General features: G+C 59.3%; 11 protein-coding genes. 8 read left to right on the forward strand and 3 right to left on the reverse strand.

All coding sequences use genetic code 11. The annotated features are described in order from the left end of the window. The first annotated feature begins 43 nt into the window (after nucleotides 1–43). From BDD14_RS21470 to BDD14_RS21490, 5 genes are all read left to right on the forward strand, one after another. On the forward strand, nucleotides 44–1,192 hold the full coding sequence (locus BDD14_RS21470) for a Gfo/Idh/MocA family protein (RefSeq protein WP_130421097.1): 1,149 nt from the start codon (nucleotides 44–46) through the stop codon (nucleotides 1,190–1,192). A 40-nt stretch (nucleotides 1,193–1,232) separates the two neighbouring features. Further along, nucleotides 1,233–2,366: a dihydrodipicolinate synthase family protein gene (locus BDD14_RS21475; protein WP_130421099.1), complete on the forward strand. Its 1,134-nt coding sequence runs from the start codon at nucleotides 1,233–1,235 to the stop codon at nucleotides 2,364–2,366. Continuing rightward, complete coding sequence (locus tag BDD14_RS21480) at nucleotides 2,366–3,175, forward strand: sugar phosphate isomerase/epimerase family protein (RefSeq protein ID WP_165420186.1); 810 nt, start codon at nucleotides 2,366–2,368, stop codon at nucleotides 3,173–3,175. The genes BDD14_RS21475 and BDD14_RS21480 overlap by 1 nt, the downstream gene beginning before the upstream one ends. A gap of 102 nt (nucleotides 3,176–3,277) precedes the next feature. After that, a complete protein-coding gene (locus BDD14_RS21485) occupies nucleotides 3,278–4,453 on the forward strand; it encodes a diflavin oxidoreductase (RefSeq protein ID WP_130421101.1) in 1,176 nt (391 codons plus the stop codon). A 380-nt stretch (nucleotides 4,454–4,833) separates the two neighbouring features. Beyond that, entirely contained in the window at nucleotides 4,834–5,463 is a 630-nt protein-coding gene (locus tag BDD14_RS21490; RefSeq protein WP_130421103.1) for an NAD(P)-dependent oxidoreductase, read from the forward strand. Nucleotides 5,464–5,749: 286 nt separating this feature from the next. Here the strand turns inward: BDD14_RS21490 and BDD14_RS21495 are convergent, their stop codons facing one another. After that, nucleotides 5,750–6,196 carry a DUF6526 family protein gene (locus BDD14_RS21495; RefSeq protein WP_130421105.1) on the reverse strand — a complete coding sequence of 149 codons (447 nt, stop codon included), beginning with the start codon at nucleotides 6,194–6,196 and terminating at the stop codon, nucleotides 5,750–5,752. An 80-nt stretch (nucleotides 6,197–6,276) separates the two neighbouring features. On the opposite strand from BDD14_RS21495, the gene BDD14_RS21500 reads away from it, so the two are divergent. The 3 genes from BDD14_RS21500 (at nucleotide 6,277) to BDD14_RS21510 (ending at nucleotide 8,382) form a co-directional block, all read left to right on the forward strand. Further along, nucleotides 6,277–7,143 carry a deoxyribonuclease IV gene (locus BDD14_RS21500; RefSeq protein ID WP_130421107.1) on the forward strand — a complete coding sequence of 289 codons (867 nt, stop codon included), beginning with the start codon at nucleotides 6,277–6,279 and terminating at the stop codon, nucleotides 7,141–7,143. A gap of 103 nt (nucleotides 7,144–7,246) precedes the next feature. Then, nucleotides 7,247–7,651: a hypothetical protein gene (locus BDD14_RS21505; RefSeq protein ID WP_130421109.1), complete on the forward strand. Its 405-nt coding sequence runs from the start codon at nucleotides 7,247–7,249 to the stop codon at nucleotides 7,649–7,651. A 5-nt stretch (nucleotides 7,652–7,656) separates the two neighbouring features. Next, nucleotides 7,657–8,382: a hypothetical protein gene (locus BDD14_RS21510; RefSeq protein WP_130421111.1), complete on the forward strand. Its 726-nt coding sequence runs from the start codon at nucleotides 7,657–7,659 to the stop codon at nucleotides 8,380–8,382. 45 nt (nucleotides 8,383–8,427) lie between these two features. Here the strand turns inward: BDD14_RS21510 and BDD14_RS21515 are convergent, their stop codons facing one another. Together BDD14_RS21515 and BDD14_RS21520 are read right to left on the reverse strand one after the other, a co-directional pair. Beyond that, complete coding sequence (locus BDD14_RS21515; protein WP_130421113.1) at nucleotides 8,428–9,144, reverse strand: SDR family oxidoreductase; 717 nt, start codon at nucleotides 9,142–9,144, stop codon at nucleotides 8,428–8,430. 222 nt (nucleotides 9,145–9,366) lie between these two features. Then, on the reverse strand, nucleotides 9,367–10,713 hold the full coding sequence (locus BDD14_RS21520; RefSeq protein WP_130421115.1) for a D-arabinono-1,4-lactone oxidase: 1,347 nt from the start codon (nucleotides 10,711–10,713) through the stop codon (nucleotides 9,367–9,369). Nucleotides 10,714–10,828 lie beyond the last annotated feature (115 nt).

Here is a 10,828-nt window from a genome sequence, read left to right on the forward strand (position 1 = left end):
GCTCTCAAAAACGGCATCATCAACTCTCAATGAGGTTTTGTGAATGCGAAAGATCGGCATCATCATGAATGGCGTCACGGGGCGCATGGGGACAAATCAGCACCTGGGGAGGTCCATCGTAGCAATTCGCAAGCAGGGCGGCCTCCGGCTTCGCGATCAGACTACCGTGATGCCGGAACCTGTACTACTCGGAAGAAACGAAGAGAAGCTTCAAGCGCTTGCCGGTGCCTGGGGTGTCGATCGCTGGTCTACCAATCTCGACGCTTGCCTGGCGGACAGGGAAAACATCATCTACTTCGATGCGCAGTTGACCCAGGTGCGAGCCGAGAGCGTGCATGCCGCGCTAAAGGCGCAGAAGCATGTTTACTGTGAAAAGCCTTTGGCGGCTACCCTACAGGAAAGCCTGGAACTGGCTCGCGAGGCAAAGAAAGCCGGTGTCAAAAATGGCGTCGTCCAGGACAAGCTGTTTCTTCCCGGAATTCTCAAGTTGAAACAGGTACTCGCATCCGGCTTGCTGGGAAAAGTCTTATCCGTGCGAGGCGAATTCGGCTATTGGGTATTTGAAGGCCCTGTGCCACCAGCCCAAAGGCCGTCGTGGAACTACAGGAAGGAGGAGGGTGGAGGAATCATCCTCGACATGTTTCCTCACTGGCAGTATGTTCTTGCGAACCTGTTCGGTCAGGTCAAGGCGGTCAGTTGCACCGCCAGGACAACGATCCCACAGCGTGTGGACGAGGCAGGCAAGACATATATCTGTACCGCGGACGACGCAGCCTATGCCACCTTCGAGCTGGAAGGCGGGGCGATCGCACATATCAATTCGTCCTGGGTGACACGCGTGAACCGCGATGAGCTTCTCGAACTGCACGTGGATGGAACCAATGGCAGTGCGGTCGCCGGCCTGCGGGAGTGCAAAGTTCAGCCACGGGTCGCGACACCGAAGGCTGTATGGAACCCCGATATTCCGAACCCAATCCACTTTCTGGATTCATGGCAGACGATACCGGCCACCATCACGGAAGAGAATGCCTTCAAGGTCCAGTGGGAGATGTTCCTTCGTCACGTTCTCGAAGACGCACCTTTCCCCCACACCTTTCTGGAGGCCGCAAAGGGAGTGCAGCTTGCTGAAGCCGGGATGCGCTCCTGGTCCGAAAGGCTCTGGATCGATCTTCCAGAGCTTGCGTTGGATTAACAAAGTTGTTTAATCACCTCACAACAAAGAAACCAGGACCATGAAGATTCGACTTCCGCTCGATGGTGAAATAGCAGACTACAGATTGACAGCAGAAGCGCCTTTGAACGTCAGTCCAGGCCCTTCACCGCGTTCGCGTGTGGCGTATGCTGCGGCCCATGTTGTCGTCGATCCGCTCAATCCCGAGACGTTGGACATGGAGGCCACGATGGCCTTTCGACATCATCTGTGGTCGCTCGGTTTCGGAGTGGCGGAGGCGATGGACACCGCGCAGCGAGGCATGGGGTTGAACTGGGCGGCGGCCAGGGAGCTTATCCAGATCTCGGCCGGCGAGCGTGCCGGAGCGATTGCTTGCGGAGCGAACACAGATCAGCTCGATCCGGCAGCGTCGGTCACGATCGAGGATGTCATCGCTGCCTACGAGGAGCAGTGCGAGACCATTGAATCGGCGGGCGGCAGGGTGATCCTCATGGCCAGCCGCGCCCTGGTGAGATGCGCCAAAGGGCCTGAGGATTACATGAGGGTGTATGCCCGTCTCCTTGGCGGATTGCGGCAGCCGGCGATCCTGCACTGGCTGGGAGAGGCGTTCGACCCGCAGCTGAAAGGATACTGGGGAGACTCGTCGGTTGAGGAGGCCATGAAAAGCTGCCTCGCTGTCATCCGGGAAAATCATTCGCAGATCGATGGAATCAAAATTTCGCTTCTGGACAAGCAGCAGGAGATCCGGATGCGCCGTCTGTTACCCGAGGGTGTGCGGATGTACACAGGAGACGACTTCGACTACGCCGAGTTGATCCGGGGCGACGAGATCGGTCATAGCGATGCGCTGCTCGGGATCTTCGACGGAATCGCCCCGGCTGCGGCCATGGCGCTGCGCGCGCTGGACGCGGGCGATCTCGCTACGTATGAAAAGATCCTTGCGCCGACCGTTCCTCTCTCGAGGCATATCTTCCAGTCCCCGACTTTCTTTTACAAGACCGGCCTCACTTTTCTTGCTTACCTGAACGGTCATCAGAGGCACTTCCGTATGCTCGGAGGGCAGGAGAGCGCACGCTCCGTCACGCATCTTGCAGCGCTGTTTGTGCTGGCGGACAAAGCAAACCTGCTGGCAGATCCCGCTCTCGCCGTTCATCGGATGCGGCTCGTGCTCGAGCTGGCGGGAGTGGAGGCTTAGTGGCAGATCTCGACAGGCTAAGTTTCAACCAGATGACGGCAGGCAAAGCCACACTGCGCGAGGTGATCGATGCATGCCGCAGATCCGGGATCGAGTGGATCGGTCCCTGGCGCCACGCCCTTGGCGATGATCCGGCAGCCGTGGGGAGGGAGCTGCGCGATGCGGGACTGAGGGTCTCGAGCCTCTGCCGCGGAGGGATGTTTCCAGCGGCTACTGCGGCGGATCGGCGGAAGAGGATCGACGACAATCTGCGTGCAATCGACGAGGCGTCTGCTGTAGGAACGGATCTTCTGGTGCTGGTCAATGGACCTGCACCAGACAAGGACATTGATGCAGCGCGATGCATGGTCGTCGATGGGATCGCTGCAATTTCCGATCACGCAGAGAAGAGCGGTGTACGGCTTGGAGTCGAACCGCTTCACCCCATGTTTGCCGCCGACCGAAGCGTGATTGTCACCCTGGGCGAGGCCAACCGGATCGCGGAGCAGTTTCCGTCCCGCCAGGTTGGGCTGGTGGTCGATGTCTATCATGTCTGGTGGGACCCGGAGGTCTATCGCGAGATCGCGCGTGCGGGCGAGCGGATCTTTGCTTTTCATGTCTCGGACTGGATTGTTCCGCTTCCCGATCCGCTGATGGGACGCGGTTTGATGGGCGAGGGAGTGATCGAGATCCGGCGACTGAGGCAGGCGGTGGAAGCTGCAGGGTATCGAGGACCGATCGAGGTGGAAATTTTCAACGAACCGCTGTGGGCGCGGCCCGCAGACGAGATCGTAGGCGAAGTGGCTAAGAGGTTCCAGGAGTGGGTGTAAGCGTAGGTTCTTCTCCTTCCATTCTTCTTCTTTTGGCTCAAAAGAGCAGATTTGACCGGTTCCGGCAATGCAATTTGCCGGGATGCGTTTTACCATAGAGAGATGAGCGAAGTTCTGGAACAGGAAGCGAAAACTGGGGCGGGGCACGCCCAGAAGTACACGCGCAACAGCCCATACGCGTCGAATGTCAATGTCAACTACCTTCTGACCGCCGAGGGGTCTGAAAAAGAGACGCGCCACGTCGAGCTGGCGCTCGAAGAGGGTATGACTTATACGCCCGGCGATGCCGTGGGCATTATCCCGGAGAACCGGGCCGAGGCCGTGGACGATGCGCTGAAGGCATTGGGCTACAAGGGTGACGAACGCGTTCTTGATCACTACAAGGTCGAGATCTCTCTCGAAGAGGCGCTGCGGACGCGGCTTGGAATCGGCAAGCTGTCGCGAGGCAGCATCGGCCAGTATGCCAAGCTGGCTCCCAACCTCGACGGCTTGAAGGTTCTGATCGGGCCGGACAACCGTGCGCGCGCCGAGGAGTACTGCTGGGGTCGCGAGTTTGTGGACCTGGCGACCGATTTCCCGGGCGTGGTCACCGATCCTCAGCAGCTGTTCAACGTGCTGCAGCGGCTGACGCCGCGGATGTATTCGATCTCTTCGAGCCAGAAGGTTCATCCGGACAGTGTGCATACGACGGTTCGCGTGATCCGCTACGAGACCCACGGCCGCGACCGGCAGGGCGTAGCCAGCGGCCATCTCGGCGATCGAGCGGGCGAAGGCACGGCGATGCCGATCTTCCTGCACTCCAACAATAACTTCCGGCTTCCGGAAGAGGCTTCCGCTCCCGTGATCATGGTGGGTCCCGGAACGGGGATCGCTCCTTTCCGCGCGTTTCTCGAGGAGCGTCAGGCGGACGGCGCGCCGGGAGAGAACTGGCTGTTCTTCGGAGAGCAGCGCGAGAAGATGGACTTTCTGTACAAGGATCAGCTTCAGGGGATGGTGAAGGCCGGTGTCCTGACACATCTGCATACGGCGTTTTCGCGCGATCAGCACAACAAGGTCTACGTCCAGGACCGCATCCAGGAGAACGCGAAAGAGGTCTTCGAGTGGCTCGAGCGCGGAGCCTACTTCTACGTCTGCGGCGATGCCACGCGCATGGCGAAGGACGTTGAGACCGCTCTGCTGGATGCGATTGCGAAGGGCTCGAACGGCACGCTGGAACATGCAGCCGAGTACCTTGCGACAATGAAGAAGCAGAAGCGGTACCAGCGAGACGTATACTAGCCTGAAGGGGTACCCCCCCTTTGTCTTGCAAAATGCTGAATAATAAAGGCTTAGTCGACTGGATATTGTCTAAAATATTCAAGACAAAGGGTTTAAGTGCTAAAATATTGAAATAAAAAGATTTAGCAGACTAAAAGCCCGGAGACGATTCCGGGCTTTTCCTTTTCTGTGTTAATTGTACCGGGTCGGCGATAACTTATCGGCACTTTTATGTATCTGAATCTTAGTGGTTTAAAGGCATACGGCCCTTGACAGCCTTTTCTTATGTCTGCGTTTTGAATATATAAGCGACAAGTGTTGTAAATATATGAGTCCAACCGAACAGCCGGGTCATCTATGGGGTCATCTATGTAAGCGAAAAAGGTAGTGAGGAGGATGTGATGAAGATTGTGATTTATGGAGCGACGGGAAACTCTGGGTCGGAGATCGTCAAGGAACTTCTGCGGCGCGGACACACGGCCACCGGCGTTGCACGGAATGTGGATTCTCTGAAGTCTCAGCCTGGGATCACTGCGAAGACGGATGATCTGTCGAATGTGGATACGATTGCGTCGATCATCCAGGGAGCCGATGCGGTGGTGAGTGCCTACCAGCCGCCCGCGGATAACACGGATGCCCTGGTGGATGTAACGAAGAGGCAGATTGAGGCGGTAAAGAAGGCGGGAGTGCCTCGTCTGCTTGTGGTTGGTGGTGCGGGTCTGCTGGAGGTGGCGCCGGGGGTGACGCTGATCAAGTCGGGGCATCTGCCTGCGGAGTATCTTCCGATAGCGACTTCGCACGAGAAGGCTTTGGGTGTTTTGCGAGGCTCTGACATTAATTGGACTTATTTGAGTCCGGCGGCATTCTTCATTCCAGGGGAGCGGACGGGAACGTTCCGACAGGGCACAAAGGAGCTGGTAACGGATGCCAAAGGCGAGAGCAAGATCTCGTTTGCGGATTATGCGATTGCGCTGGTGGATGAGATCGAGAAACCGAAGCACGAGCGAGGCTCTTTTTCGGTTGGGTATTGATTGGAGTGCCGGGGCTTGGGCTCGGGGCAGCTTGGCTCTGCGGTTCGAGCTTCGCTCGGGTGCCCCACTCATGCGATAGAGCCGCATGAATGGGGCACCCGGCACGCGGCTTACGACTGTCATTCTGGAGAGTACGGCGAAATACGGGGATTCTTCGCTATGCTCAGAATGACGGCATATTTTTCAGAATGACGATACGTTTTCAGAAATGACGGTATGTTTTCTGGCGTATTTCTACGTGGATCTTCTGTTTTCTTTCGTTGCTCTCGGTGAGATCTTTTGCGAGCTAGACGCGGTGATGGTCGGCACGCCAGTGAGTGATGCTTTGCTTGATTGCCTTCGGTTCGAGCTCCTGAGTGAGGGTCTTGTGGACGAGAGCGGGCAGCTCCTCATCGGCAGCGAAGCGCAACGCTACTAATTGCTTTACAGAGAGCTCCTGGAGATGGCCGAGTTCGTTGGCCGGCACGAGGGAGGCGATGCGGAGACGTTCTTCGAGGCGAATGATGCGGTCCTGGAGCTTGACGTCGTTCATGCGGGTTTTGAGCGCGAAGAGGAGCATGGCAAAAGAGACGACAATCCACCACAAGTAAAGATAAGCGTGTTGATGTTCGGGCCAGCGCTCGACGGTCACCCAGATCGCTAGACCTACGTTGAGGATAAGGACAGGAAAGATAAATAAGTGCATCGGCGGATCGAGGCGGCCATGATTGCTGTAGTTTTGCTCTGCGGACATGCGGTTCCTTTCTCGGGCGAGAAAACCGGCCTCAGCATAGCACGCAGAATCGGAGCGACAGGCTGCGTTAGGCTGGAGAGATGGCGATCAAGAAGAAGCGAATCGGTGTACATGTAGGGACGGGCGGCGGGGTCTGGACGGCGGTGGAACGCGCGGTGGCCGCGGGAGCGAACACGTTTCAGATCTTCTCGGCGAGCCCGCGGATGTGGAAGGCCTCGCCGGTGAAGCCTGCCGATGCGGCGAAGATGCAGGAGCTGCGGGCGAAGCATGATGTGAGTCCGGTGGCGATTCATGCGAGCTACCTGATCAATCTTTGCAGCCAGACGGATAGCGTGAGGCAGAATTCTACGACGGCGTTTCGTGGAGAGGTTGAGCGCGCCCTGGCGCTGGGGGCGGAGTTCCTGGTGCTGCATCCGGGGAGCTGGAAGGGACTGACGCGGGAGCAGGGGCTGACGTTTGCGGCGCAGTCGATCGAGCGGGCGATCGATGGGATTGATTTTGCAGGAAAGAATTTCAAGATCCTGATTGAGAATACGGCGGGGGCGGAGTTTTCTCTGGGCGGGAAGCTGGAGCAGGTGGCGGAGCTGGTGGAGTGCCTGAAGGCCTGTGCGCCGGTGGCGGTTTGCCTGGATACGTGCCACGTCCATGTAGCCGGATACGACATTGTGTCGACGGACGGCTATATCGAGACGATGAAGTTGGTGGAGTCGACGGTGGGCTTTGAGGCGGTGAAGGTGTGGCACTGCAACGACGCCAAGGCGGCGATGGGGTCGAAGCTGGACCGGCATGAGCACATTGGCGAGGGAACGATTGGGGCGGAGGCGTTTCGGAGGCTGCTGCACGATGGCCGGTTTGGCCATTGCGCTTTTATTGCGGAGACTCCTGTGGATACACCCGGCGACGAGGCCCGCAATGTTGGAGTGTTGCGGGCGCTGGCGGCGGGGTGAGCGATAGCGCGGGTTTTTGCTTGCCTGAGCGGTTCGGTTGGGATAACGTTTGCAGCTAGCTACGCGGGCCTGCTGTGGATTGACTTCAACTCTGGAGAAGGCGATGGCCCCTGATCCCGAATCACCCACCAAGATCGGTCATAGATTCCAGGAGTTCGACCTGACAGGCGAGACTGCCATTCGGCTTGAGGTCGGCAGGCGTGAGGAGATCGAGGCGGGGTTGAGCACGATGATGTCGTGCGTGGATGTGCTGCTGAGGGCGCGCGATGAGGGAACGATTCGTTTTGCCGAGGGTGTGACGGGGCGAATGTTCGAGACGATGGGCGTTCTGCTGATGCGGGCCGCGCACGTGAACGAGAGGTCGCGGGAGGCGATGTTTCAGCACTGGCAGGCGCATGGGCCGGAGATTCTGGAGAGCCTGATTGCGGATGTTGCGGCCCGGCAGGGCAAGATGCTGATGCCGGAGGATCTTGCCGCGGCGTTTATGGGAACGCCGCCGGGATACTAGGTCCGATGGCCGATTCGGGTCAAGACGCGGCAGCGGGATACATCGATGCGGTGAAGTGGATTGTGGGGATCTCAAGCGCGCTGCTGGCGGGCGTGTTTCTGCACCCGGAGCTGACGAACGGCTGGTCGTTTTGGGGGAAGGTCTCGCTGGTCCTGGTGCTGCTGCTTCTGGGTGCGAGCATCGTGGGCGGCGTGGTGTACCTGCTCTGGCTGAACAGGATTCGCAGGCGCAAGGAGCGCATTGCGGAGATCGACAGAGAGATGTCGTCGCCGGTTGTTATTCCGGACGCTCAAAGAACACAGAAGCTGAGGGAAGAAAAAGTCCTGCTGCTGAAGGATGAGGAAGACTCCAAAGGGACACAGGCTTTTTGGTATTGGGCGTTCATCCTGACGTTTCTTTTCGGCGGAGCGATCGGGATTACCTCGTTCTGTGCCCAGGTTGTTTATGGGCAGAGGCCAAAGGACGACTGTAAGAAGGATTGCAGAGACAAGTGCTGTGATGACGAAGGTGCAGCGACGACGCCTGATTTGCGCCGCTTCACGGTGGTGCAGTCGGCGGTACACAAGACGGCGCATGGGACGCAGGCGCATACGTTTCTGGTGAACCAGCAGACGGGCGATGTGTGGCAGATGATCTGCGATCAGAAGGGGAACATTGTCGCCTTTCAACGGGTGAAGCGGCTGGACCTGAACGGGAATCCGGAGAGGGAAGAGGCCGCAAAGAAGCCGTGATCGCTGGTGTACGGCGCGCTTGAGGACGCGCCGTATGGACTCCGGTCAGGGTTTTTGGGTGGGGCGAAGCAGGACTTCGCTGACGAAGGATTGAGGAGCCTGGGTGACGAGCATGGCTACGATGCGGGCTACGTCGGAGGGCTGGATCTTTTTGTCGGCGTTCTTGTCGCTGTGCGAGAAGCTGGTGTTGACCGAGCCGGGAGCGATGACGGAGACGCGGATGTTGTGGGGGCGCAGCTCTTCGGCGATGGAGTAGGTGAGCCCGTTGAGCCCCCACTTGGAGGCCGAGTACGCCGCTCCGTTGGGGAGAGGGTTGCGGCCGGCCAGCGAGGAGATGTTGACGATGTGGCCGGATTTTGCGGCGATCATCAGAGGTGCCAGGGCGCGGACCATCAGGTAAGGGCCGCGAAGGTTGGTGTTCATGAGCGTGTCCCAGTCGGCCGGGGACATCTCGATGAGGGGCTTGCCGATGAGGCCGATTGCGGCGTTGTTGACGAGGATGTCACAGCGGCTGCCGTGCCGGGTCTGAATCGTTTTGGCGAGCGAGGCGATGGAGGACTCGTCGAGGAGATCGAGCTGGGCGATGTGGGCGGTGCCTCCGGCGGCTTCGATCTCCTGCCGGACCTGATCGAGGCGGGCTTTGTCGCGCGCGGCGAGGATGACGGTGGCTCCCATGGAGGCGAGTTGCTTGCCGATGGCAGCACCGATGCCGCGTGCGGCTCCTGTGACGACTGCGAGCTGTCCTTTGAGTTCTTCTGTCATGAGGGGTTGGATGCGGGGAGAGGGACCGCAGATCCTTCGACTGCGCTTCCGTTGGTCGCTTCGCTCAGGATGACACAGTTTTCTGAAGGTGAGGGTTAGGTTGGTATGACGAATGGGTGCGGCTGGGCCATCTCGTGCGCTACGCCACGGTTTAGAACCGATGGGAGCGGAGTGCGGCGGAGCTTTGACTGCGCACTCCGCTTCGACATCGTTGAGCGGGTTTCAGCTGTAGAGTTCGGCGGTGATGAACTCGTTGCGGAACTTGCCCGTGGGGTCGTACTGCTGGACGAGCGCCTTGAAGTCGTTCAGCTTTGGGTAGGCGGCGCGGAGCTGTGCGGGCTTGAGCGTGGAGAGTTTGGCCCAGTGGGGGCGCGGGTTGAAGGGAGCGAGCTGGGCTTCGATGAGCGGGAGGATCTTCTGGACCTCGGGCCACTCGCGCTTCCAGGTGAAGTGGATGGCGAGGGAGTCGCGCTGGTAGGCCATGCTCATCCAGAGGTTGTCGGCGGCGATGGTGCGGAGCTCAGTGGTGAGCAGGTGCGGGGTGATGCGATCGCGGAGGGTCTCGACGGCGCGGATGGCCTTGTAGCCGTCGGCGCGGGGAACGAAGTATTCGGTCTGGAGCTCTTCTCCGCTTGAGGGCGTGAAGTTCATGCGGAAGTGGGGCAGGCGCTCGTACCAGGGGCCGGGGACGCCCATCTGCGGGGTGCAGTTGATGGCGTCGAGGGCAGGGATGGGGTGGAGGTTTTTGGTGGCGAGTTTGGCGTTGTAGAACAGGGGCGGCGTGTCGAGCTTTTCGCCGGGTTTGACGCGGCGCTTGAGCCAGAGCTCGGTGCCACGGCCTTTCTGCCAGTCGGTGAAGATGCTGACGCTGTAGCCGGCGCCGAAGATGTCGTCAAAGTGATGCTCGAGCTCGGCGAAGGGGATGTCGGTGTAGACGGTCTGGGCGATCTCGAAGGTGGGTTCGACGTTGAGGGTGACGGTGGTGATGACGCCAAGCAGACCGAGGTTGACGACGGCACCCGAGAACTTGTCGCCGTCGTGGGCGTGGGAGAGGGTCTGGAGCGATCCGTCGGCGGCGACGAACTCGATGGCGGCGACGGAGGTGGAGAGGTTGCCGTTGTGGATGCCGGAGCCGTGGGTTCCGGTGACGCAGGCTCCGGGGACGGAGATGTGGGGCAGGGAGGCGAGGTTGTGGAGGGCGAAGCCCTTGGCGTCGATGACGGGGGCGACGTCGCCGTAGCGGACGCCGGCCCCAACGGTGACGGTCTTTGCCTGCTCGTCGAGCTTGATCTGGGTGAAGTTTTTGAGGGAGACCTGGGCGTGGGTGCTGTCGGCGAGGGCGTTGAAGGAGTGGCGCGTGCCGAGGGGACGGATGCTGGGATGGTCTTTGACGACCTGCTGAAGCTCGGCGACGGTGGAGGGTTCGAAGAGATTGCCGGTGTGGTAGGTAAGGTTTCCTGCCCAGTTTGTTCTGTGTGTCATCGTTTTCTGCTCAGCGGTGGAGAAGCCGGGTAAAAGGGCGGTTGTGGCGAATGCGCCGGAGACTTTTAGAAACTGTCGTTTATCCATGGTTCCTCTTGGAGGGCGATAACGGAACGCGGCCATGGTAACGGCTTCTGCGGTTGAGAGGGAAGCGGGATTGTGTCTGCTGCCGGCGGCACGAAATTCTTTACAATCAAAGAAT

Source organism: Edaphobacter modestus, from assembly GCF_004217555.1.
GTDB lineage: Bacteria > Acidobacteriota > Terriglobia > Terriglobales > Acidobacteriaceae > Edaphobacter > Edaphobacter modestus.

Bases quoted from the DNA above. Each gene is read 5' to 3' on its own strand.
- BDD14_RS21485 (WP_130421101.1), top strand. From the start codon at position 3,278: ATGAGCGAAGTTCTGGAACAGGAAGCGAAAACTGGGGCGGGGCACGCC.
- BDD14_RS21470 (WP_130421097.1), top strand. From the start codon at position 44: ATGCGAAAGATCGGCATCATCATGAATGGCGTCACGGGGCGCATGGGG.
- BDD14_RS21500 (WP_130421107.1), top strand. From the start codon at position 6,277: ATGGCGATCAAGAAGAAGCGAATCGGTGTACATGTAGGGACGGGCGGC.
- BDD14_RS21475 (WP_130421099.1), top strand. From the start codon at position 1,233: ATGAAGATTCGACTTCCGCTCGATGGTGAAATAGCAGACTACAGATTG.
- BDD14_RS21490 (WP_130421103.1), top strand. From the start codon at position 4,834: ATGAAGATTGTGATTTATGGAGCGACGGGAAACTCTGGGTCGGAGATC.
- BDD14_RS21495 (WP_130421105.1), bottom strand. From the start codon at position 6,196: ATGTCCGCAGAGCAAAACTACAGCAATCATGGCCGCCTCGATCCGCCG.
- BDD14_RS21515 (WP_130421113.1), bottom strand. From the start codon at position 9,144: ATGACAGAAGAACTCAAAGGACAGCTCGCAGTCGTCACAGGAGCCGCA.
- BDD14_RS21520 (WP_130421115.1), bottom strand. From the start codon at position 10,713: ATGGATAAACGACAGTTTCTAAAAGTCTCCGGCGCATTCGCCACAACC.
- BDD14_RS21510 (WP_130421111.1), top strand. From the start codon at position 7,657: ATGGCCGATTCGGGTCAAGACGCGGCAGCGGGATACATCGATGCGGTG.
- BDD14_RS21505 (WP_130421109.1), top strand. From the start codon at position 7,247: ATGGCCCCTGATCCCGAATCACCCACCAAGATCGGTCATAGATTCCAG.